Source organism: Streptomyces sp. NBC_01216, assembly GCF_035994945.1.
Taxonomy (GTDB): Bacteria; Actinomycetota; Actinomycetes; order Streptomycetales; family Streptomycetaceae; genus Streptomyces.
The window spans coordinates 6,248,212-6,270,294 of record NZ_CP108677.1 but is presented as its reverse complement, the minus strand read 5'-3'; the positions used below and the strand labels follow the sequence as shown (position 1 = coordinate 6,270,294).

General features: G+C 75.6%; 15 protein-coding genes. 5 read left to right on the top strand and 10 right to left on the bottom strand.

Annotated features, from left to right (window positions below; all coding sequences use genetic code 11):
- Positions 1 to 286 precede the first annotated feature (286 nt).
- Positions 287 to 733 (top strand): hypothetical protein, encoded by a 447-nt coding sequence (locus OG393_RS28220; RefSeq protein ID WP_327377499.1) that lies wholly within the window; start codon positions 287 to 289, stop codon positions 731 to 733.
- 116 nt (positions 734 to 849) lie between these two features.
- Here OG393_RS28220 and OG393_RS28215 read toward each other — a convergent pair whose 3' ends face one another.
- From OG393_RS28215 to OG393_RS28195, 5 genes are all read right to left on the bottom strand, one after another.
- Positions 850 to 5,565: a hypothetical protein gene (locus OG393_RS28215; protein ID WP_327377498.1), complete on the bottom strand. Its 4,716-nt coding sequence runs from the start codon at positions 5,563 to 5,565 to the stop codon at positions 850 to 852.
- A 46-nt stretch (positions 5,566 to 5,611) separates the two neighbouring features.
- On the bottom strand, positions 5,612 to 6,508 hold the full coding sequence (locus OG393_RS28210; protein ID WP_327377497.1) for a hypothetical protein: 897 nt from the start codon (positions 6,506 to 6,508) through the stop codon (positions 5,612 to 5,614).
- A complete protein-coding gene (locus OG393_RS28205; RefSeq protein WP_327377496.1) occupies positions 6,505 to 7,188 on the bottom strand; it encodes a hypothetical protein in 684 nt (227 codons plus the stop codon). The genes OG393_RS28210 and OG393_RS28205 overlap by 4 nt, the downstream gene beginning before the upstream one ends.
- Positions 7,185 to 8,711 carry a hypothetical protein gene (locus OG393_RS28200; RefSeq protein ID WP_327377495.1) on the bottom strand — a complete coding sequence of 509 codons (1,527 nt, stop codon included), beginning with the start codon at positions 8,709 to 8,711 and terminating at the stop codon, positions 7,185 to 7,187. The genes OG393_RS28205 and OG393_RS28200 overlap by 4 nt, the downstream gene beginning before the upstream one ends.
- 228 nt (positions 8,712 to 8,939) lie before the next feature.
- Positions 8,940 to 9,689 (bottom strand): GntR family transcriptional regulator, encoded by a 750-nt coding sequence (locus OG393_RS28195; protein ID WP_327378577.1) that lies wholly within the window; start codon positions 9,687 to 9,689, stop codon positions 8,940 to 8,942.
- Between the two features lie 287 nt (positions 9,690 to 9,976).
- Between OG393_RS28195 and OG393_RS28190 the strand changes: the two genes are divergently transcribed.
- The 4 genes from OG393_RS28190 (at position 9,977) to OG393_RS28175 (ending at position 12,888) form a co-directional block, all read left to right on the top strand.
- Positions 9,977 to 10,747: a LamB/YcsF family protein gene (locus OG393_RS28190; RefSeq protein WP_327377494.1), complete on the top strand. Its 771-nt coding sequence runs from the start codon at positions 9,977 to 9,979 to the stop codon at positions 10,745 to 10,747.
- Positions 10,744 to 11,370: a 5-oxoprolinase subunit B family protein gene (locus OG393_RS28185; protein WP_327377493.1), complete on the top strand. Its 627-nt coding sequence runs from the start codon at positions 10,744 to 10,746 to the stop codon at positions 11,368 to 11,370. The genes OG393_RS28190 and OG393_RS28185 overlap by 4 nt, the downstream gene beginning before the upstream one ends.
- Complete coding sequence (locus OG393_RS28180) at positions 11,367 to 12,242, top strand: biotin-dependent carboxyltransferase family protein (RefSeq protein WP_327377492.1); 876 nt, start codon at positions 11,367 to 11,369, stop codon at positions 12,240 to 12,242. Before OG393_RS28185 ends, OG393_RS28180 begins: the two co-directional genes overlap by 4 nt.
- Before the next feature lie 106 nt (positions 12,243 to 12,348).
- Positions 12,349 to 12,888: a hypothetical protein gene (locus OG393_RS28175; protein WP_327377491.1), complete on the top strand. Its 540-nt coding sequence runs from the start codon at positions 12,349 to 12,351 to the stop codon at positions 12,886 to 12,888.
- A 123-nt stretch (positions 12,889 to 13,011) separates the two neighbouring features.
- Here the strand turns inward: OG393_RS28175 and OG393_RS28170 are convergent, their stop codons facing one another.
- From OG393_RS28170 to OG393_RS28150, 5 genes are all read right to left on the bottom strand, one after another.
- The gene (locus tag OG393_RS28170; protein ID WP_327377490.1) at positions 13,012 to 16,746 is read right to left on the bottom strand and encodes a hydantoinase B/oxoprolinase family protein; all 3,735 of its coding nucleotides are present in this window, start codon (positions 16,744 to 16,746) and stop codon (positions 13,012 to 13,014) included.
- Positions 16,743 to 17,975 (bottom strand): SGNH/GDSL hydrolase family protein, encoded by a 1,233-nt coding sequence (locus OG393_RS28165; RefSeq protein ID WP_327377489.1) that lies wholly within the window; start codon positions 17,973 to 17,975, stop codon positions 16,743 to 16,745. Before OG393_RS28165 ends, OG393_RS28170 begins: the two co-directional genes overlap by 4 nt.
- The gene (locus tag OG393_RS28160; protein ID WP_327377488.1) at positions 17,972 to 19,102 is read right to left on the bottom strand and encodes a glycosyltransferase family 4 protein; all 1,131 of its coding nucleotides are present in this window, start codon (positions 19,100 to 19,102) and stop codon (positions 17,972 to 17,974) included. The genes OG393_RS28165 and OG393_RS28160 overlap by 4 nt, the downstream gene beginning before the upstream one ends.
- Positions 19,103 to 19,585: 483 nt before the next feature.
- Positions 19,586 to 21,001, bottom strand: a complete 1,416-nt coding sequence (locus tag OG393_RS28155; protein ID WP_327377487.1) for a HEAT repeat domain-containing protein — start codon at positions 20,999 to 21,001, stop codon at positions 19,586 to 19,588.
- 243 nt (positions 21,002 to 21,244) lie between these two features.
- On the bottom strand, positions 21,245 to 21,637 hold the full coding sequence (locus tag OG393_RS28150) for an ankyrin repeat domain-containing protein (protein WP_327377486.1): 393 nt from the start codon (positions 21,635 to 21,637) through the stop codon (positions 21,245 to 21,247).
- Positions 21,638 to 22,083: the final 446 nt, after the last annotated feature.

The following is a 22,083-nucleotide window of genomic DNA, read 5'->3' as shown; positions in this document are numbered from 1 at the left end:
TCGAAGGCGTGTCCGGACGAATTCCGGCCTCTCGCGTATGCGTTGTTCATGAGATGTCCTGGTATTCGGGGAGTTGTGATTCGCCGCCGTGGTGCGGGACCCCGGAAGCGTCGAGCGGAATCAGGCACTCACGGATGGCTGGAAGTTTTCGTTTCGTCAGATGGGTGAGGAAACCTTTTCCCCCGTCCGGGCGTCATGTTGTAAGGGGAGCTGTATGCCCGCGTATATCAGCGCATGTGGGGCAGCCACCCTGGAGAGGTTCAGGGTTGTGGGGAGTGACGGAACGATGGAGTACGAGGCACAGCCGGCGCGACAGCTGTGGGTGGAGGAGGACCGGGGGCGTCGTCGGATGCCCGATCCGGTGCGGACCGCCGCCGTACGGGCCCTGTTGCTCACGTCGGTGACGCTGATTCAGGCGATGGTGGCGTTCTTCGGCGCCGTCACGGGTTCGTGGCTCGCCTTTCCGATGCTTCTGACATCGGTGGGCAGCACGGTCGTGGCGACCTGGAGCGTGCTGGACGTGTGGGTGACCCGGCAGGTGTGGCGTCAGCGGGGCGGTGTGGTGTCGGAACCGAGCAGCACGGCACGTCGGTTGCGGCGTGAACGGCGTTCGGCACAGGAATCCGGACCGGCACAGGAATCCGGACCGGCTCCGGAGGGCGAACCGGCCTCCGGAGCGGCGCAGCGACGGCGGACGGAGACGGAGGCCCTGGGCGTCCCCAAGGCCGCCTGACCGGCCCGCCCGCGCACCGGCCGCCGGTCTCCCGGCGGCGGACGCCCTCGGCCCGGCCCCCTTCCCGGGAGCCGGGCCGAGGGCGTCTCCGGGAGCGGGCGCGGCGTCCCGGCGGGTCACTCCACCCCGGCCGCCCGGGGCACGTCGGACTGCTCGCGGCGGAACATCCGGGTCGCTGTGATCTCGCCATGCACGGTCTCGCCCTCCGTGCGCTGCTGGGGCAGCCCCGGGCGCAGGTGCTCCTCGACGCTGATGTACTTCAGGCCCGCCCGCAGGTCCGCGTCGTTGCGCAGCCGGATGACCAGGGGGAACTCGGCGAGCGCCGTCGTGTCGAACAGTCCCGTCGTGTAGAGCAGCTGGACGCCCAGCGCGTCCGAGACGGCGCGCTGGAGCTCCAGGAGGTAGGTGGCGTTGGCGCGGCCGATCGGGTTGTCGAGGAAGAGCGTGCCCGCGTGCCGGTGCTTGTCGCGGCCCCGGTCGTTGGAGCGGAGCGCGGCCATCGTGCAGTACAGCGCGATCGCCGCGGTCAGCAGCTGGCCGCCGGAGAAGACGTCGCCCATCTGTCCGACCGGTACGCGCTCGGCGCGCAGGACGGCGTCGGGTTTGAGGATCTCGACCGCGACACCGCGCGGTTCGAGCGCCGCCTGGACCCCCCTGAGCAGCAGTGACATGCCGTCACGGCGCAGGTCGGAGTTCTTCCTGACCGCCGCGCGGGTCGCCTCGTCGATCACCTCGCCGAGCCGCTCGGCGAGCGTGGCCTGGTCGGGTTCCTCGAAGCGGATGCGCAGGAACTCCTGTCCCGACCATTCACCGAGGCCCTCCGGCAGGCGGGAGAGCCGCTGGGCGGAACGGAGGGTGGTCAGCGCGGACTCCACCAGACCGCGCAGCCGGTCGACGATCGAGTCCCGGTTGCGCTCCAGCTGGGCCAGCTCGTCGGTGAGAACCCGGAGCCGGGGGGCGAACGCCTCGGCCCACTTGGCGGCGTGCTCGGGCAGCGCCGCCCCGGGCAGCTCTCGGATCTGCTGCCGGGCCGGTGTGCGGACCTGCTCGTACCGGCTGGAGTTGGCGTGCCGGACGAGGATGTCGCCCGCCTCGCGCACCGAGGCGTCGGCGGCGGCGAGGTCGGCCACGCAGGCGCGGAGCGAGCGGCGGGCCTCCGCGGCAGACTGCCGCGCCTCGTCGAGCGTGCCGGGGTACGGCTCCGGCCCGTCCTGCTCCTCGTCGGTGTGGTCGCGCAACAGGTCGCCCAGGAGGGCGGCCGTCTCACCGAACCCGCCCGTGGCGTCCTCGGAGGCGCGGTGGGCCCGCAGCAGGCTCGTGTGCGCGGCGCGGGCGGCCTCCAGCGCGTCGGTGTGGGCGGCCAGGTCACCGGTGGCGGTACGGAGCAGGGCCTGCGCCTGCTCGACGTCGGAAGGGGCCTGCTCCTCGGGCAGCTCGGTGTGGCACGCGCCGTCCTCGGGGGCGAGCCGCTCGGCCTCGCCCCGGAGCCGGCCCAGCTTCTCGCTCGCTTCGGAGGCGCGCGATTCCAGCATCTGGACCAGGGACTCGGCGCGGGCGGCGGCGGCCTGGCGGGACGGGCCGTCGGCTCCGTCGGTGGACTCCAGGAGCTGCTCGGCGCGGGTGCGGACCTTGTTGGTCAGTCGGTCGAGCGTGGCGAGGGCCGCGGACTCGTCGCTCTCGGCACGGGCCTGCTCGGCGCGCAGGTCGGCGCCGACGCCGACCTTCTCGTACAGCTGGGAGGCGGCCCGGTATGCCTCGCGGAGGGTGGGGAGCGCGGGGCGCGGGGCGTCGGAGTCCGGCCCCGGGAGCTGGTCGGGGGCGCCGGCGATCTCGGCGCGCTCGGCGCGCAGGGCGCGGGCGGTGCGGTGCGCGTCGTCGGCGGCGCGCTGGGCGGCGCGGCGGTCCTCGTCGGCGGCGCGGGCCCGCTCCAGGCAGGTCTGGGCGCGGGCCTCCGACTCGGCCGCGTCGTCGGCGAGTTCACGCAGCTTGGCCTGCCAGGCGGAACGCTCGCGCAGCCGGAACGCGAGCCCGGCGAGGGCGTCGGCGACTCGGCGGGCGCGCTGGGCGGCCTCCTGTCGCTCGTCGCGTACCCGGGTGGCGTCGCCGGCGGCCTCGTCTGCTTCGGCGCGCACGGTGCGGGCCTCGGCGAGCGCGGTCGCGGCGGCCTCGGCCGTCTCGCGCGCGGTGGCCGCCGCCGCGGACAGCTCGGCGAGCGTGCCGGGCGGGCAGTCGGCCCGCCAGGAGCCGATCCGGGCGGCCAGTGAGCGGTCGCCGGTGAGCCGCGCCGCCAAGGCCCGGATCTCCTCGTCGCGGGCGGCGGCGCGGGCCCTCAGGGCGTGCCGCTCCTCGTCGGCGGCGTGCTCGTCGTGCATGGCGGGGTTGGGCGGGACGAGGAACACGTCGCCCTCGCCGTTCTCGCCCGGACGGGGTACGGGCGCGAGCAGGGCCGCCGCTGTGCCGACGGCGACGGTGGAGCGGGGCAGCAGGGCGGCCGTGCTCAGTACCTCGCGGGCGCGGGCGTACGAGACGGGGTCGGTGATCACGACGCCGTCGACGAGTTCGGGGCGCGCGGCGAGGACGCCGGAGTGGTCGGCCGGGTCGACGGCCTGGGCCAGGTAGCGCCAGCCGGGGAGCGCCGGGATGCCGTGTTCGCCGAGGAACTCGACGGTGGCCAGGACGTCGGGGCCGGGCGGCAGTAGGCCGCCGTCGCCGAGGGCGCCGAGGATGCGGGCGTCGTCCGCGGCGGCGGTGCGCAGGTCGAAGAGCTGGCGCTCGGCGGAGGCGATGGACTGTTCCAGCAGGCGTCGCAGCTCGTCGGCGGAACGGTCGAACTCCGCGACGGAGAGAGGACCCTGGGGGGCCCGGTCGGCGGCGCCGGGGTCCCGGGGCGTGCCGGCCGGGCGGGGGCCGTCGTCCGGGTCCGCGCCGGTGCGGTCCGCCGCGCCCTTCGGCTCCGCCGCCCGCCGGCCCGGCAACGGGGAGTGCGACGGCGGGAGGCCCAGCAGTTCGGCGAGCCGCTCGTCGGAGGTGAGGGACTCCGCGGCACGGCGCTCCGCGTCGTAGGCGTGCTCGGCGGCTTCGGCCGCGTCCGCGGCGCGGGCGGCGGCCAGGTCGGCGCGGGCCTCGGCGGCGGCGGCCTCACGGGCGTGCTCGGCGGCGGAGCGGGCGGCGTCGCGGGCCGCGTCCCAGGCGGCGACGGTGGTCTTCTCGGCGTCGTTCGCGGCCAGGGCCGCGTGGGCCGGGTCCGCGTCCGGGGCGGAGTCGTCGAGCCATCCCGCGCGGACCGCCTCAGCGGTCTCCTGCTCGACCTCGGCGAGCCGCTGGCGCAGGTGGCCGGCCTCGCTGCGGGCGCGTTGCGCCTCGGTCGCGGCTCCGGTGGCGTCGCGATGGGCGGCCTCGCCGGTCTCCTGGAGGGCGGCGGAACGCTCCTCTTCCTCGGCGGCGTGGCGCTCGCCCTCCTCGGCGGCGACGTGCAGGGCCCGGACGAGATCGGCGGCGGCCTCGGCGCGGGCGGCGAGCGCGGGGGCGGCGTCGCGCTCGGCCTCCCGGATGGCGGCGGCCACCCGTGCGGAGCGGTCGCTCGCGGCGCGGTGGCGCAGGACCGCCTCGGCGGCCTGCCAGGCGGCGTGAAGGGTGCGGGCTTCGGTGAGTTCCCGGCGCTGGGAGGCGGCGCCCTTCTCGGCGACGGTGAGGGCGAGGGAGGCGTGCCGGTAGGCGAGTTCGGCGGCGATGAGCGCGGCGCGCCCGCGGGAGTCCTCGGCCTCGGAGACGGCGTGCGCGGCCTCGGTGACCCGCTGCGCCAGTTCGGCGGCCCGGCCTCGTTCCCCGGTGGCACGGGCCGCGAGCCGCCTGGCGAGCGTACGGGTGCGGCGTTCGGATCCGGCGTGGACCTCACGGGCACGGTCCCGTGCCTCGGCGGCCTCGACGATGCGGCCGAGGAGGTCGACGGAGCCGGCGGTGAAGTCGCGTTCGGCGGTGAGTTCGGCACGGCGGCCGAGTTTGCTGCCGAAGCCGCTGACGAGGTCGGCGAGGCCGTCGGTGTCCCGGGTGTCGGTGACGGCCCGCAGGAGGAGGTCGGTGAAGTCGGAGTCCTTCTTGACCGCGAAGAGGCCGGCGGCCTCGCCCTCGTCGGCGTTCATCTCCCGCTGGTAGCGGAAGAGTTCGGGGTCGAGTCCCAGGTCGCCGAGGTGTTCGTTCCAACGGTCGTGGATCTCCTCCCAGGAGACCTCGAGGTGCGGGTACGCCTTGCCCGCGTCGGTGATCGCGTCGCGGAAGCCCTTCATGGTGCGGCGGCGGCCCCGGGCGCCGGACGTGCCTTCGACGGGCGGGCGGACGGCGGTGGCCTCGGCGACCGGCAGCGAGTCCAGGCTCAGCCCGGGACCGGGCCGGAAGGAGTACCATGCCTCGGCGAACCTGCGCGGGTCGTTGGAGACCTGGCGCCCGCGCCACTCGCTGGCCTTGCCGACGACGACGAGTTCGCCGGTGAGGGTGTGCTGCCATTCCAGGGCCACGTGGCCGCAGTCGTCGGCGAGCAGGAACTTGCGGAGGACGCCGGAGCTGGCGCCGCCGAGGGTGTTGCGGTGGCCGGGGAGCATGACCGAGAAGATCAGCTTCAGGAGTACGGACTTGCCGCCGCCGTTCTCCAGGAAGAGCACGCCGGCCGGCGCGGGGCGGCGCGGCGGGCCGAGCGGTTCCTCCTCGAAGAACTCCGCCTGGGTGGGGGCGGGGTCGGGCACGGGCGCGCCGACTCCGCGCAGGTCCAGGACGGTGTCGGCATAGCGCGCACCGGCGGGACCGATGGAGTAGAGGCGGACCCGGGACAGCTCGTACATGGCGGCGGACTCTCGTCGTCTGTGTGCTTCGTGGTCTGGGTGGGGGCTACGCGTGGAAGGGCAGTCCGGCGTCGGCGGCCAGTTCCGCGTCGTCGTCCGCGGGCGGCGGCAGCAGGGTCGCGGAGCCGTCGCTGACGGGGACGACACCGAGTTCGAGGAGTTCGGCCATGGCCGCGCCGCCGGCCATGTCGCGGACCTGGAGCTGGTAGCGGGCGGTGGTCCGGTAGGCGCCGCCCGCGTCGTCGCCGGTGCGCTGGAGGAAGCCGGAGTCGGTGAGGAAGGCGACGGCCTTGCCGACGATGCCGGTGGTGGAACCGGCGAGTCGGCGGGCGTCCTTGGTCGCGCCGGTGGCACTGCGGCGGGAGTAGACGCGCCAGGCGGCCTCCAGGCCGGGTGCGTCGGAGGCGGGGTCGGTGTTGTCGCCGTGGAGCTCCGCGCGCTCTTCGAGGCGGCGGCATGCCTGGCGTACGAAGGCGTCGACGCCGTTGACGGTGAGGCGGCCGATGTAGCCGTCGTCGGCGAGGTCCTCGGGGCGGGGGAAGGCCATGGCGGCGACGGCGAGGTGGGCGAGGCCGTGCAGGAAGCGGTCGGAGGAGTCGGTGGAGGCACGGCGGGCGTAGTCGCCCATGCGGACGGCGAAGACGGAGTCCTCGCCGGCGGTGACGGCCATGCCGGCGCGTGGGGAGACCTCCAGGACCACGAGACCGAGTCCGGTGGCCACGGCGTCGGCGAGGCGGGCGAAGGCGGGGTCCTCGCGGTAGCGCCGGAGGAGTTCGGCGTACTCGGCGTCGCGGGCGGGCAGCAGCTTGGGCTGGAGTCCGAAGGAGACGAGCCGGGCGGCGTCGGCGGCGTCCGCTGGTGTGACCCCGCCGGTCCCGGCGGGGGCCCGGGGTGCCTCCGGCTCGCTCCACGCGTCGGTGTGCTCGGCGTGGTGTTCGCTCACGGCTGGGGCTCCTCGGTACGGACGGTCGGTGGTGCGGTGGGTTCGGGCGCGGGTCCCGGGACGGAGGCGGGCACCGGGGCCGGCAGGGGTGCGGCACCGACTCCGGGGCGGGTGCCGGGGGCGTCGGCGGGACGGGTCAGGGGCAGCCGGACGGGTCTGACGCTCACCGGCGCCCGCCGGTCCGCGCCGGCTCGGGCGGCGCCGGGCACGGGGGGCGCGAGCCGGACGGCCCGCACGAAGGGGGCGGGGCTCTTGACGGCCGGGGCGGGGATCGGGACGGCGCCGACGGCGGCGGTCCGTCGCGGGCCCGGACCGGGAGACCCGGTCTCACCGGGCGTCATGTCCTCGCCGCGGGGCACGGGCCCGCCCGAGGTGTCGGCCTCGCCGGAGGGCACGGCACGGCGGGGCGTCCCGACCGGGCCGTGGGGCGCGGGACGCTCCGGTGCCGCCGGGGACGTCGGGAGCTCGCCCGCCTCCTCCGGCGCCGGCGGGGCCGACACGGCACCGCGGGCCGGAGCCTCGTCCGCCATCGCGTCCGGGGCGCCGCGCAGCGCCGCCGGACGGCTCGCGTCCCCGCCGTCGGCCGCGTCCGTACCGGAAGGCGGCGCGGCGAGGACGGGCTCCGGCTGGTCCCCGGGGCGGGTGACGGTCCGCTCGGGTGCGGGATGCCGCGTGGTCATGATGCCTCCGTGCGGTCCGCGGCCATGCCCGCGGCGTCGAGGAGGGCCGTTCCCACGATGAGGTCGGCGCCTCCGAACTCCGGGTCGTCGAGCTGTGCGCCGTCGTCGACCGCGAACAGCAGCCGTTCCTCGCCCTGGCGGTAGGCCGTGCCGACCGGCGGGCTCGCGGCGTGCACGGCGAGCAGCGCGACCAGGTACGGAAGGTCCGGGTCGATCCGGCGGGCGTCCGCGAGCAGGCCGGAGAGGCGGCGCGGGGCGTCGTGCTCCAGGTCCAGCAGCCGCATCGCGTGGCTGAGCTGCTCCTCGCTGAACCGGCTGTCGTCGGGGGTGGCGATCAGGTCGGGCTCGGGCATCTCCGCGCCGAGGTGCTCTCGTTCCACCGGTGGCGTGAGCAGCATGTCCACCAGGTCGGTGACACGGACCGACACGGGGGTCCGCAGGCCGGTGCCGCGGGCGAAGAAGGCGTCGGTGACCCTGGTCGCCCGCTCGACGGGAAGGGGTAGGAGCGGGGCGACGAGCTGCCCGTACAGGTCGATCCCGGTGAAGGAGGTCGGCGCGGCGAATGCCTGCCGGTCCTGCTCGGCACGGAACAGCGGCCCGGCCTCCAGGAGGCGGGACTGGAGCTGGGTGTGCCGCCGGATGCAGTCCTTGACGATGTCGACGAGTTCGGCGGCACGGCGCTTGTGCTCCTGGTCCTCCGTCTCGTCGCGCGCCTTGCGGATGTTCGTCAGGATCGCGTTCTCGTGGCGGTACCGGTCGGCGACGTGGTCCAGGGCCTCGGCGATCATGTCGGGGACGGTGTTGAGCCAGTCGACGGCCCGGACGTTGCGCCGGGTCGCCTCCAAGGTCTTGCGGAGGGTCTCGGCGTACTGCACGGTGCGGTACCGGGCCTGTTCGGCGGCGAGCTGGGCGTCGGCGAGCCGGCCCCGGCTGATGAGGACCTCCAGCTTCACCTCGGCGGCGATCTGAGCGCTGGTGACGTCGGTGTCGAGGGCGCCGACGAGGACGTTGACGGCTTCGTCGGTGGTCCGCAGGTAGACGTTGCCGCCGTAGCCGGGGACCTCCTCGACCAGCTTGAAGTCGTAGTCGCGGCGGACGTAGCGGCCGTCGGCGCCGAAGGTGCCGTAGACGGCCCGGAAGCCCCGGTCGACGCTGCCGACGTTGATCAGGTTCTCCAGCACCCAGCGTGCGACCCGCTCGTGCTCCGCTGCGGCGCGGCCGGGGGCCTGCGCGGCGACCCTGGGCAGCAGCCGGGCCACGATCTGCTCGTGGTCGGCGCCGGTGTCGAAGTCCATGTTGAGGGTGACGAGATCGATGGCGGCGAGGGCTACCTCGGCCATCGCGTAGACCGAGTACTCGCCGGCCAGGTTCGCCTTGCGCGTGTCCAGGTCGTGCAGCGGCGCGGTGCACGCGAGCGCGCGCAGGCGCCGCGCGAGCCCTTCGTCGGCGGCCGGGCCCGGAGCGGGCCGCGGCCCCGCGCTGAGCTGGGGCGGAACGAGGTCCGTCGAGGCAGGCGAAGTCACGGTGCACAGATTAGGTCCTCACGCGGACAACGGTCGAAACGACGCAGATGCGCCCCCGGGAGCGGGGGGTGCCGGGCTTCCCGGCGGGTGTCCGGCACACGTCGGGGAGTGCGGGTGTCCGGGCGGCACCGGGGACCGGGCGGGCCGTCGGGCCTCAAGGCCCCCGCGCACGCCCGGAAGCGTGCGGAGGCGCGTGCGGACGCCCGGTGCCCGGAGTCCCGGTCCGGGTCAGTCCCCGGTCCGCTCCGGTGGTTCGTTCGCCGAGGCGGCGTGCACCTCCAGAATCCGGCGGTGGGAGTCGTCGAGGTACCTCCCCAGGAGGCGCTCCGCCGTCACGCGGTCGCCCGCGAGCAGGGCGTCGAGGATCTCCTGGTTGCGCGCGAGGAAGGGTTCGTGCAGCGCGCGCGGTTCCGCCACCGTGTGCAGGGCGAGGCGGAGCTCCGCGAGCACGCCCCGCATCAGTTCGTCCGTGCGCGTGCTGCCCGCGAGGGCGACGAGTTGCCGGTGGAAGTGGATATTGGCGGTGGACACTCCCCGCCAGTCGCCCACCCGGGCCGCCCGCTCCCCCTCACGTACGGCCCCGACGAGGCCGTCCAGGGGGAACGGCGGCGCCCCCAGACCGCGCACGACGGCGCATTCGACGAGCCGGCGGGTGCGGTGGAGGTCGGTGACGTCCTCGACGGCGAGTACCCGGACGAAGACGCCGCGGTTGAGTTCGTGGACGAGCAGGCGCTCGTGGGTGAGCAGGCGGAACGCCTCACGGAGCGTGTTGCGGGACACGCCGAGGGCTCCTCCGACGCGGTCCTCGGACAGGCGTGTGCCCGGCGGGAGGAGGCCCTCGGCGATCCGGGCGCGCAGGACGTCCGCCACCCGCTCAGCCGTACTCGTACGCCCCAGCTGCGCGCGGTCGTCCGCCAGTTCGTCGATCCCACGCACGGTGCCCGTTCCCTCCGTAGTCCACGGCCGAGTCAATCGCAGAATCGGGGACGGGACAACACGCATCTTGTCGGATCGTTGAACAATCCTCTAGGTTGACGGCACCCCACACGCGCTTCATCCCGTCGTCCGGGAGCACACGGGGCCTCGGCGGGGGGACCGGGACGGACACCTCCGCGCCCCGGACGCCGGGAGGGCACGGTGGCACCGCACCTCTCCCCTACGGATCCGCGCCCCCACACCACGACGACGACCCGCACCCCGACCGCCCGGCGGCCCACGACACGGGCGCCGGCGGCGCGCCGCCGGGCGAAGAAGGGAACCGCCCCATGACCCGGGCCTCGATGGACCTCAACGCCGACCTCGGCGAGGGCTTCGGCCGCTGGACGCTCACCGACGACGAGCAGCTCCTCTCCGTGGTCACCAGCGCCAACGTGGCCTGCGGGTTCCACGCCGGGGACGCGGCCACCATGCGACGCGTCTGCGAACTGGCCGCGGCCCGCGGGGTGCGGATCGGGGCCCAGGTGTCCTACCGCGACCTGGCGGGCTTCGGCCGGCGCGCGATGGAGGTACCGGCGGACGAACTGGCGGCCGAGGTGGCGTACCAGATCGGCGCCCTGGAGGTCTTCGCCCGCGCGGCCGGATCCCGGGTCTCCTACGTCAAGCCGCACGGTGCGCTCTACCACCGGGTGGTCCACGACGGGGAGCAGGCACACGCGGTCGCGGCGGGAGTGGCGCTGGCCGGCGGCGACGCCCGGCTGCCGGTCCTCGGGCTGCCCGGTTCGCTGCTGCACGCCGCCGCCGCGGAGGCCGGGCTACCCGTCGTCCCCGAGGCGTTCGGCGACCGGGCGTACACGGCGGAGGGCACCCTGCTCCCCCGTGGCCGGGAGGGGGCCGTCGTCACCGATCCGGCGCGCGTGGTGGAGCGTGCGGAGTCGCTGGCGCGCTTCGGGACCGTCACCTCGCACTGCGGTCGGCCGGTCGCCGTGCGGGCGCGCTCCCTGTGCCTGCACGGCGACACCCCGGATGCCGTCGGACTGGCCCGGCGGGTCAGGGCTCGGCTGGAAGCGGCCGGCGTCCGGGTGGAGGCGTTCGCGTGACGGCCCGCGAAGTGTTCCGGGTGGGCGAGCGGGCCCTGCTCGTGGAGCTGGCGAGCGGCCCGGAGACGGAGGCGTTCCACGCCGAGGTGCTGCGCCGCCGGGAGTCCGGCACGCTGCCCGCCCTGCGGGAGATCGTGCCGGCGGCGCGGACGGTGCTGCTCGACGGGGTCGAGGCCCCCGAGCTGCTGGCGGGACAGGTCCGGGAGTGGGTGGTTCCGGCGCTTCCCGCGCGGGCGGCACGGGCGATCGAGGTACGGGTCCGCTACGGCGGCCCCGACCTCGCGGAGGTCGCCGCCCTGTGGGGGGTGTCCGTGGAGGCCGCCGTGCGGATCCACTCGCGCGCCGCGTTCCGGGTCGCCTTCTGCGGCTTCGCGCCCGGGTTCGGCTACCTCACCGGGCTCGGACCGGAGCACGAGGTGCCCCGGCGGGCCACGCCCCGTACCTCCGTGCCCGCGGGGTCGGTCGCTCTCGCGGGCCCCTACACCGGGGTGTACCCGCGTGTGTCTCCCGGCGGCTGGCAGCTGATCGGCACGACCGACGCGTTGCTGTGGGACGCCGCGCGTGAGCCCGCCGCCCTCCTCGCGCCGGGCACCAGGGTGCGGTTCACGGCGGTGGGCCGATGACCGATCACGCGCTCGAGGTCGAACGGGCCGGTGCGCTGACGACCGTGCAGGACCTGGGCCGCGCCGGGTACGCCCACCTGGGCGTGCCCCGCTCGGGCGCGCTGGACCCGGCGGCGGCGCGCCTGGTGAACCGGCTGGTCGGCAACCCGGAGGGCGCCGCGGTCCTGGAGAGCACCGTCGACGGATGCGCGGTGCGGACCCGGCGTCCGGTCACGGTCGCGGTGGGCGGGGCACCGTGCCCGGTCACCGTCGACGGCCGGCCGGCCGCCTGGGGGACCGCGGTGCGCATCGGCTCCGGCGCGGTCCTGGACGTCGGCGCGGCCGTGCGCGGGCTCCGCTCGTACGTGGCGGTCGGCGGCGGGATCGCCGTCGAACCGGTGCTCGGCAGCCGCTCCACCGACCTGCTGTCGGGCATCGGCCCGGAACCGCTCGCGGACGGGGTCACGCTGCCCCTGGGCGGGGAGACGGCGGCGCGGGGACCGGCAGCCGACACACCGCCGTGGCCGGGCCCGCCGCGCGAGCTCGTCCTGAGAGTCCGGCTCGGACCGCGCGACGGCTGGTTCACCCGGGAGTCGCTGCGCGCCCTCGCCACGGGCACCTACCGGGTCTCTCCCGCGAGCAACCGCATCGGGCTGCGGACCGAGGGCCCGCCCCTGCGGCGGGCGGTGGTGGGCGAACTACCCAGCGAGGGCATGGTCCTGGGGGCGGTCCAGGTCCCGCCGGACGGCCGGCCGGTGGTCTTCCTCGCCGACCACCCGACGACGGGCGGCTATCCGGTGGTGGCCGTGGTCCGGGAACGGGACCTCGCCGCCGCGGCCCAGGCGGTCCCCGGGACGACGGTGCGGTTCGTACCGGTCCGACGGGCCCGCTGACGCCGCCGCCCCCGCCGCCGCCTCGTTCCCGGGTACGCCGGGCCTCGCTCCACGGAAGCGGCGAGGCCGGGGCAACGTGCCCGGACCACGCCGCGTCTTCCCCCGCATGACCGCGTTCCCGGGCCGCTCCGTGCCCCAATCCGTACCCGACCACGACGAGAACGTGCGCCGCGGCCCACTGTGGCGACACGTGGTGTGGGTGACGGGCGCCGCCCTGGGCGGGGTGGGCGCGGGATGGGCGAGCGCCCTCTTCCGCTTCGGCCCCGAGTGGTACGGGCTGCCGTCCGCCGCTCCGGGACCGGTCTGGCCGTACCTGCTCCTCTGGACCGGGGTCGGTCTGGCGGTGGCGACGACGCTCCGGGGCACGGCCGCCCGGGTCGCGCTCTACGCCCCGGGCCGGATCGCGGTGGCCCTCACCCTGCTGGGCACCCGGCTCTGCCTGGGCCTGCGGCCGGAGTGGCTCCTCCTGTTCGCGATGGCCGCCGCCGCCCTGACAGCGGCGGCGGTGTGGTGCGCCTTCGCGCTGCGTCCCGGTACCTCCGGTGCCCCCGACGGCGACGACCACGACAACGGCCGCGACGACGACGGACGGGGCGGCGGGGGAAGCGCGACGGACGGGCGTCCGGAGTGCGTCGGCGGACGGTGACGCCGCTTCCGGGTCCGGCCGGCCTGACGGGCGGTGCGCCGGACGGTCCGGAAGGACGCCCGCGCCGTGGACAGGGGCCGGGCGCCCGTGCGGAGTCTTCCGCTCCGTAACGCCCTCGCGGACTTACGAAACGGCCGGAGCGCACCCACCGCCGACACCACCGGAGCGGGGCTCGCCGCGTCCCCGCCCGTCCGTGTCCGGGGCGTCCGTCCCAGGGTCGCCGGCTTCCGGCGCACGGGGGGAGCCGGGTGCCCCGGCGTCGGCGTCGGCGTCGGGTGTTCCGTATCCGCCTCCGCCCGGGGTCCGCAGGACGAGAACGTCGTCCGGGCCGACCTCGGTCGTGTCGGCGCCGCCCAGGAGGTCGACGGTGCCGTCGGCACGCTCCACGCGGTTCTCGCCGAGAGCTCCCGGGGCGCCGCCGGCCATCCCGTAGGGGGGTACCCGGCGGTGGCCGGTGAGCAGGGTCACCGTCATCGGCTCCAGGAAGCGGAGCCGGCGTTCGACGCCGTCGCCGCCCCGCCACCGGCCGCGACCGCCGCTGCCCCCGCGTACGGCGAAGGCGTCCACCCGGACCGGGTGGCGCCACTCCAGGATCTCGGGGTCGGTCAGCCGGGAGTTGGTCATGTGGGTCTGGACGGCGTCGGTGCCGTCGAAGCCGTCACCCGCACCCGAGCCGCTCGCGACCGTCTCGTAGTACTGGACACGGGCGTTGCCGAAGGTCACGTTGTTCATGGTGCCCGAGCCCTCCGCCTGGACCCCCAGAGCGGCGTAGAGCGCGCCGGTGACGGCCTGGGAGGTCTCCACGTTGCCCGCGACGGTCGCTGCGGGGTGGACGGGGGCGAGCATGGACCCGGGCGGCACGCGGACGTCGAGGGGCTCCAGGCAGCCGCTGTTGAGCGGGATGTCCTCGTCGACGAGGGTCCGGAAGACGTAGAGCACTGCGGCCGTGACCACGGAGGTGGGCGCGTTGGTGTTGCCGGGCTGCTGCGGGGAGGTCCCCGCGAAGTCGACGACGGCGGAACGCCGTTCGCGGTCGACACGGACGGCCACCCGGATCACGGCCCCGCCGTCCGTCTCGTAACGGTAGGCGCCGTCCCGCAGCCCGGCGATGATCCGGCGTACGGACTCCTCCGCGTTGGCCCGCACGTGCCGCATGTAGGCGTGGACGACATCGATCCCGAACTCGGCGACCATGGCCCGCAGTTCCTCGATGCCCTTCTCGTTCGCGGCGACCTGGGCGCGCAGGTCGGCGAGGTTGGTGTCCGGGTCGCGGGAGGGGTACGGCGCGCCGGTGAGCAGGGCGCGGGTCTCCTCCTCCCGCAGCCGGCCGTCCCGCACCAGCAGCCAGTCGTCGAAGAGCACGCCCTCCTCGTGCACGGTGCGGCTGAAGGCGGGCATGGAGCCGGGGGTGATGCCGCCGATCTCGGCGTGATGGCCGCGCGAGGCGACGAGGAAGCGGAGTTCCGTCCCCGCGTCGTCGAAGACCGGTGTCACCACGGTGACGTCGGGCAGGTGGGTGCCCCCGTGATAGGGGTCGTTGACCGCGTAGGCGTCCCCCGGGCGCAGGGAGTCGCCGCGTCGGCGCAGCACCTCCTTGATGGACTCACCCATCGAACCGAGGTGGACGGGGATGTGCGGGGCGTTGGCGATGAGGTTGCCCTCGGTGTCGAAGAGGGCGCAGGAGAAGTCGAGCCGTTCCTTGATGTTGACGGAGTGGGCGGTGTTCCGCAGGCGGACGCCCATCTGCTCGGCGATCGCCATGAAGAGGTTGTGGAAGACCTCCAGCAGGACGGGGTCGACGTCGGTGCCGACGGCGGCGCGCTCCGGCCGGGGCGCGGCACGGGTGAGGACGAGGCGGCCGTCCTCGCCGGCCGTCGCCCGCCAGTCCCGGTCGACGACGGTGGTGGCACCGGCCTCCGCGAGGATCGCGGGTCCGTCGACGGTGTCGCCGGGGCGCAGGTCCCCGCGTCGGTGGAGCGGGGCGTCGGCGGGCCCGCCGTCGCCGTACATCCGTACTGTCGCCCGGGGCTCCGGCGTGTGCTCCCGGGTGTCCCGGCCGGCGGCGAGCGGGGCATGGCGGCCCGCGCGTCCGACGGCCTCGACCCACACCGTCTCCACGACGAGCGGCTTGTCCATGGTGAAGGCGTAGCGGGCGCGGTGGGCGGCGGTGAACGCGTCCGCCATCTCCTCGGCGGACGCGAGATCGACCGGGAGGCTCGCGTCGGTGCCCGCGTAGCGCAGCAGCACGCGCGCCCGGGTGGTGACGGCCGCGTCCGCGAGGCCGTCCGCGCGCAGCTCCTGCCGGGTCCGTCGGGCGAGCTCGTCGTGGAGCGCCGCGACGCGCGCGGGGGTGTCCGGGGCGTCGAGCCGGGCCTCGACCGACTGCTCGCGCAGAGCGGTGGCGTCGGCGAGGCCCATGCCGTAGGCCGACAGGACACCGGACAGCGGCGGGACGAGGACGGTGTCGATGCCCAGGGCGTCGGCGACCGCGCAGGCGTGCTGGCCTCCGGCGCCGCCGAAGCTGGTGAGGGCGTAGCGGGTGACGTCGTGGCCGCGTTCGACGGAGATCCTCTTGACGGCGTTGGCCATGTTGAGGACGGCGATCCGCAGGAAGCCCGCGGCGACCTCCTCGGGGGTGCGGTCCCCGCCGACCCGCGCGGCGAGCGCGGTGAAGCGTTCCCGCACGACGTCGGTGTCCAGGGGTTCGTCGCCGGCGGGGCCGAACACGGCCGGGAAGTGGGCGGGCTGGACACGGCCGAGCATCACGTTGGCGTCGGTGACGGTCAGCGGGCCGCCGCGGCGGTAGCAGGCGGGGCCCGGGACGGCGCCGGCGGAGTCGGGGCCGACGCGGTAGCGCCGGCCGTCGTAGTGGAGGACGGAGCCGCCGCCCGCCGCGACGGTGTGGATGTTCATCATCGGGGCGCTCATCCGCACCCCGGCGACCTCGGTGCCGAGTTCGCGTTCGAACGCGCCCGCGTAGTGCGACACGTCGGTGGAGGTACCGCCCATGTCGAAGCCGATGACCCGGTCGAAGCCCGCCTGGTGCGAGGTGCGGGCCATGCCCACGACGCCGCCGGCCGGGCCGGACAGGACGGCGTCCTTGCCGCGGAAGTGGGCGGCCTCCCTGAGCCCTCCGTTGGACTGCATGAACATCAGCCGGACTCCGGCGAGTTCCTGGGCCACCTCGTCGACGTAGCGACGCAGGATCGGGGAGAGGTAGGCGTCGACGACGGTGGTGTCCCCGCGCGGTACCAATCTGATGAGCGGGCTGACTTCGTGGGAGCGGCTGACCTGGGTGAAGCCGGCCGCTCGGGCGAGAGCGGCGACGCGGGCCTCGTGGGCGGGGTGGCGGTAGCCGTGCAGGAGGACGACGGCGGCGGAGCGGTAGCCGAGGCGGTGGGCGGCGCCGAGTTCCGCAGCCACGGCGTCCTCGTCGAGTGGTCGCACCAGGCGTCCGTGGGCGTCGACCCGCTCGGGGACCTCGATGACCCTCCCGTAGACGGCTTCCGGGAGCACGATGTGCCGGTCGAAGAGCCGGGGGCGGTTCTGGTAGGCGATGCGCAGGGCGTCCCGGAAGCCTTCGGTGACGAGGAGGACGGTCGGTTCGCCGCGCCGCTCCAGGAGGGCGTTCGTGGCGACGGTCGTGCCCATCCTCACGACGTCGATCCGCTCGGCGGGCACGGGCTCGTCCGGGCCGAGTCCGAGGAGGAGCCGGATCCCGGCGACGGCGGCGTCGTGGGGGCGTGCGGGGTCGTGGGAGAGGAGTTTGCGGGTGACGAGCCGGCCGTCGGGGCGTCGGGCCACGATGTCGGTGAAGGTGCCGCCCCGGTCGATCCAGAATTCCCAGCGCCCGCTCATTCCCCCATTGTGGCCACCGGGACGTCCAGGGCCACCGCGGCGAGCGCGGCGGCGAGCGCGTGCTCGGCGCGCCGGTCGAGTCGGGCGACGGTGCCGTCCGCCCAGTGCCGGGTCTCGGCCGCGGCCAGGTACAGCAGCTGGGGCAGCAGGTCGCGGCAGCGGCGGGCGACCCAGCCGGTGCCGGCGGTGGCGAGCCAGCGCACGGTGTCCGCCCGCGTGGGAGGGGGTTGGCAGGGCTCGGGGGACGGCGGAGTGCCGTGGGCGAGGCCGCGTGCGGCGAGGAGGGCGTGGAACCGGGCCGCGATCGCCCGGTGGCCGCGCTCGCCGGGGTGCAGCCGGTCGGCGCTCCACAGGGACCGGTCGTCGGTCCAGGTGTCGCCCGCGAGGTGCAGGTGGACGGCGTCGTGACGGGCGGAGAGGGCGTGCACGAGGGTGTTGACGGCTCGCTGCCGCCGGGCGAGGGGGCGGGCGAGCGGGGCGGGCAGTCCGAGCATCCGGCCGGGGTCGGGCAGGCAGGCGGTGAGGAGGACGGTGCCGAGCCCGGCGAGGTCGTGGCAGACCCGGTCCAGGCGCCGGGCGTACCGCCCGATGTCGAAGGTGCGGCGCAGGGTGTCGTTGACGCCCACGACGACGGAGGCGAGGTCGGGCCGGAAGGCCAGGGCCTCGGGGGCCTGTCGTTCCTCGACGTCCTCGCTCCGCGCCCCGCTGACGGCGAGGTTCCTGAGGTCGACGGTCCGCCCGTCGCCCACGAGTCCCTCGGCCAGGAGGGCGGCCCAGCCGCGCCAGGCGCCGTCGACCGCGTCCCCGACCCCCTCGGAGAGGGAGTCGCCGAGCACGGCGAAGCGCAGGGGCGGGACGGCCGGCGCGGGGAGGAGGCCGGGGAGGGTGATGATCCGGCCCTGTTCGGTGTCCTGGTCGCTCGCCACGTCGCCGGGGACGACGAGCACGGGCTCGTGTCCGGCTTCGAGGTAGCCGCGGCCGAGCCGGTCCAGGGCGGTGCGCAGTCCGCACGAGGCGGGCGTGACGACGTTGGCGGGCCGGACGATCCGCGGCGGCCGGGCGGGCGCTGCGGAGCGGACGGTGGGCCCCTCCGCGTGCGCGGGGGCCGTGCGCGGGTGGGGGTCCGGGTACGGAACGTCCCGGTCCGTGAGGGCTTCCGGGTGTGGCGGGTGTGCCGGGTGAGGAGGGTCCGCCGGGTCCCTCAGGGCCCGCGCTCCACGGCCGTTCACGCCGCCACCTCCACGCGCTCGCGCAGGATCTCCTCGTAGTGTCCGATCAGCTGGTCGCCGACGGCCTCCCAGGTCCGGCCCTCGACGGCGGCCCTGCCCGCCCTGGCGTAGGCGGCGCGCAGCTCCGGTGCGGCGTGGAGGGAGGCGACGGCGTCCGTCAGGGCGGCCGTGTCGCCCGGCGGTACGAGGAGTCCGGTCCGCCCGTGGCCGACGAGGTCCAGCGGCCCCCCGGAGGCCGGTGCTACGACGGCGACCCCGGCGGCCATCGCCTCCTGCACCGTCTGGCAGAAGGTCTCGTAGGGGCCGGTGTGCGCGAAGACGTCCAGCGAGGCGAAGATCCGGGCGAGGTCGGCGCCGGTGCGACGGCCGAGGAAGAGCGCGCCGGGCAGTGCCGCCCGCAGCCCCGGCGCGCTCGGACCGTCTCCGACGACCACGACCCGCACGCCGGGCAGCGCGCACACCCCGGCGAGCAGGTCGACTTTCTTCTCGGGGGCGAGCCGGCCGACGTAGCCGACGAGGAGTTCCCCGCCGGGCGCGAGGGACCGGCGGAGGGCCTCGTCGCGCAGTCCGGGACGGAAACGACCGGTGTCGACCCCGCGGCGCCAGAGTCGTACCCGGCCGATGCCGTGGGCCTCCAGGTCGGCCATCGCGGCGGTGGACGGCGCCAGTGTCCGGTCGGCGGCGCCGTGGACGGCCCGCAGCCGGCGCCAGGCGGTGCCCGCGCCCGCGCCCACGTAGGTGCGGGCGTAACCCGCGAGGTCGGTCTGGTAGACGGCGACGGTGGGCAGCCCCAGCCGGGACGCGGCAGTCATACCGCGCGCGCCGAGCACGAACGGGCCGGCCAGGTGGACGAGGTCGGCGCGGTGCTCGGCGATGGCCGCGGCGACCCGGCGGCTGGGCAGCGCGACACGGACCTGCGGGTAGCCGGGAAGGGGCAGGGAGGGAACCCGGACTACCGGGCAGGGGGCGTCGGTGTCCAGGCCGTTCACGAGCCGCGCGGACGCGGCGGGGGCGATGACGAGCGGCTCGTGGCCGCGCCGGACGAGATGGCGCGCGGTCTGCTGGGCGCAGTGCGCCACACCGTTGACATCGGGAGGGAAGGATTCGGTGACGATGACGACACGCATACCCGTGTTGTCGTCGCGCCCGGCGTGTCCCTGCCAACGTGGATCTTTCCCCCCGGGAAACGTCCCATGAGCGTTTGCCACGGGCCCGCGCGCTCGGCGCGGCGGTCGTCTGCCGGCTCGCGTCCCCACGGCGCGGCCCGGATGACCGGGGCGGGGCCCGGGAGCGGTCGAGCGGGGCGACCAGGCCGGGGTACGGACCGCGCCGGGGCCGTGTCGGGGCCCGCGCCGCTCCGGTAGGCGCGCGGGCCGGTGCGGGCGGAAGCCAGGCGCCCGTGGGCCGGGACAGGGGCCGGCGGGGCTCTGCCCGGATGCCACCATGGGCGTCGCCCCGCCCCCGAGGGCGGGGCCGGGGCGGCGGGGTGTCCCGGCCGCCGGCCGTACCGCCCCGGGGAGCCGGGCGCGGGCCGTCTTCGCCCGCGCGCCGTCCTGGCGGGGCCCGTCTCAGACTCAGAGCCCGTCGGGTGGCCTTCGACCGACAGGCCCTCAGACCTGGAGGTCCGGGCCTATCCGGTTGCGTACCGCCGTCTGGACCTCGGCCTCCTCGGCCGGGTCGGCGGCGAGACGGCGCAGTCGTTCCGCGACCCTCACATCGCCGGTCTCGGCGTGCAACGCCGCGACCTCGCGGGTGGTCTCCTCGCAGTCCCAGAGGCATTCGACGGCGAAGCCCGTCGCGTAGGTGGGGTCGGTGGCCGCGAGGGCGCGGGCCGTGCGGCCGCGCAGCTGGGACGATGCGGTCTCTCGGTAGACGTGGCGCAGCACGGGCGCGGCGCAGGCGATGCCGAGGCGGCCGGCGCCGTCGACGAGGGCGTAGAGGGCGGGCGCGTCGGGCCCCTGGGCCCGGACGGTCTCGCGCAGGGCGCCGAGCACCAGCCCGGAGTCCCCGGCGTCGCCGCGGCAGGCGAGCACGCCGGCGGCGGCGGAGCCGAGGGCGTCGGGGCGGTGGACCCAGCCGCGGGCGCGGTCGACGGCGGCGGCTCCGCACATCCGCTCGAAGGCCGAGACGGCGGCTTCGGCCACGGTCCGGGAGCCGTCGGTGGCCGCGGCCTCGATGAGGTCGAGGACGGCGGGGTCACGGGCCTCGGCCAGGTGGTGCAGGGCGGCGCACCGTGCGCCGTCCGGCCCGCCGCGGGCCGCGTCGAGGATCGCGGGGCGGTCGTCGGGTCCCGCGACGGCGTTCAGACAGCGGGCGGCCGGCCCGTGCAGGAGGGTGCCGCGTTCCAGGCCCTCCTGAGCCCAGTCGAGGACCGCCTGGACGCTCCAGCCGGGCCGGGGCCCGCTGGGGCTCATCTGGCGCTGCCATCGGTCGAAGGAGCCCCGTTCCTGGGCGGCCCTGACCCGGGAGCCGACTGCGTCGCGCCGGTCCTCGGCCCACAGCCGCCACGGCCGGGGCTCGAAGGCGTCGCGGACGGCGACGGCGAGTTCCGCCTCGCCGTCCGGGGTGGCCGGGAACCGGGCGAGCACCGGGACGGCGAGGGAGCGCAGGCCGGCGTCGTCGTCGCGCAGGGCGAGCTCGTCGAGCGCCCAGGCCCAGTTGGTGCCGGTCGCGGCGTAACGCCGGAGCAGCGCCAGGGCGTCCGGGCGCCCGTACGACGCGAGGTGACCCAGTACGGCGAGCGCGAGGCCGGTCCGGTTCTCCTCGGTGTCGAGCCGGTCCTCGGCCGCGAAGAGGTGGGTCTCGATCGCGTCGAGCCCGCCGTGCAGGTCGAGGTACAGGCGTGCGTAGTAGAGGGAGCGGTTCTCGACCTGCCAGTCGTGGCGGGGGTCGCTGAGAACACAGTGGTTGAGGGCCGCGAGGGCCTCGGCGCGTGGCGCGGCGAGCGCGTGCAGGGTGCCGTCGCCGCGGCCCCTCTGCAGCAGCCCGAGCAGGGTGCCGCTCGGCGCTATGACTGGATCGAACATGGAAGACGCCTCACATCAAGCTGTCGACACGACCGGGGAGTACCGGGGACTGGTGATCGCCTAGGCCGCGCAGCAACATGGAGGGCCGCCCGTCGTCCTGCGCTTGGTGTTCTCCATCTTCCTCTGCCTCTCGTCGGTGGCCCCGTGCGGGCCCGACGTCATGATGACCCAGCCATTTCGCCACCGCGACCACATTTACGACACCGCTCCCACCTGGGGTTCAGTGCCCGTTCACCCGAAACGTCACCGGGCGTCGAACAGGTCCAGGAGTTCCGTCTTCCCAAACATCCGAGCAGTATCCACGGCGGACGGAGTGCCTGCTTCCGGATTTGCCCCGCCGGCGAGCAGCGCACGCACCACGGCGCCCTCGCCCTTGAAGACCGCGCCGGCGAGCGGGGTCTGGCCTCGGTCGTTCGCACGGTCGGCGTCGGCACCCCGGCCGAGCAGGACGGACACGGCGTCCGCGTGCCCGTGGTAGGCGGCGAGCATGACGAGGGAGTCGCCCTTGTCGTTGGTGAGGTTCGCGGGGACACCGGCGTCGACGTAGGCGGCCAGGGCCTGGGAGTCCCCGGATCGCGCCAGGTCGAAGACCTTGCCGGCCAGCTCGACGACCTCGGGGTCGGGAGTCTCGCTCATGGGACGTGTCCGCCTTTCCGTTCAGTCCTGCGGCCCTGCCGCACTGCCGTCCTCCCCCGCACGGCAAGCACGGCCGTACGAGTGAACCGACAGGGTACTGCCCGCTCGACGACATGCCCCGGCGCGTCCACGGCAAGGATCACCGCAGCTCACACCGGGCGAGGGCGGTGCCGCACAGCCGCCCGGGAGTCCCCTGCCGGGCCCTGTCGCCCCCACACGTCCGCGGTGATCCCGTCCCGAGGCCGCTCCACCCCGGCCCGTCCCGCGGGCACCGGCGGACGGCCGCCCATAGCGCGCTCCGCGCGTTCCGCCACTCGAACGAGTCCTCCCCCTCGGCCAGTGAAGTGAAATCGACCGCCTTTCACCTGTATGCACCTTTAGTCGCATAGATACTTGCTGTGAACCTGGAAGGACTCATGGTGACTGTCCCCTCAACCAGGAGAACT

What these genes read in the sequence shown, in the direction of transcription:
- OG393_RS28220 (WP_327377499.1), top strand. Translation starts at nt 287, where the DNA reads ATGGAGTACGAGGCACAGCCGGCGCGACAGCTGTGGGTGGAGGAGGAC.
- OG393_RS28215 (WP_327377498.1), bottom strand. Translation starts at nt 5,565, where the DNA reads ATGTACGAGCTGTCCCGGGTCCGCCTCTACTCCATCGGTCCCGCCGGT.
- OG393_RS28205 (WP_327377496.1), bottom strand. Translation starts at nt 7,188, where the DNA reads ATGACCACGCGGCATCCCGCACCCGAGCGGACCGTCACCCGCCCCGGG.
- OG393_RS28190 (WP_327377494.1), top strand. Translation starts at nt 9,977, where the DNA reads ATGACCCGGGCCTCGATGGACCTCAACGCCGACCTCGGCGAGGGCTTC.
- OG393_RS28180 (WP_327377492.1), top strand. Translation starts at nt 11,367, where the DNA reads ATGACCGATCACGCGCTCGAGGTCGAACGGGCCGGTGCGCTGACGACC.
- OG393_RS28175 (WP_327377491.1), top strand. Translation starts at nt 12,349, where the DNA reads ATGACCGCGTTCCCGGGCCGCTCCGTGCCCCAATCCGTACCCGACCAC.
- OG393_RS28170 (WP_327377490.1), bottom strand. Translation starts at nt 16,746, where the DNA reads ATGAGCGGGCGCTGGGAATTCTGGATCGACCGGGGCGGCACCTTCACC.
- OG393_RS28160 (WP_327377488.1), bottom strand. Translation starts at nt 19,102, where the DNA reads ATGCGTGTCGTCATCGTCACCGAATCCTTCCCTCCCGATGTCAACGGT.
- OG393_RS28155 (WP_327377487.1), bottom strand. Translation starts at nt 21,001, where the DNA reads ATGTTCGATCCAGTCATAGCGCCGAGCGGCACCCTGCTCGGGCTGCTG.
- OG393_RS28150 (WP_327377486.1), bottom strand. Translation starts at nt 21,637, where the DNA reads ATGAGCGAGACTCCCGACCCCGAGGTCGTCGAGCTGGCCGGCAAGGTC.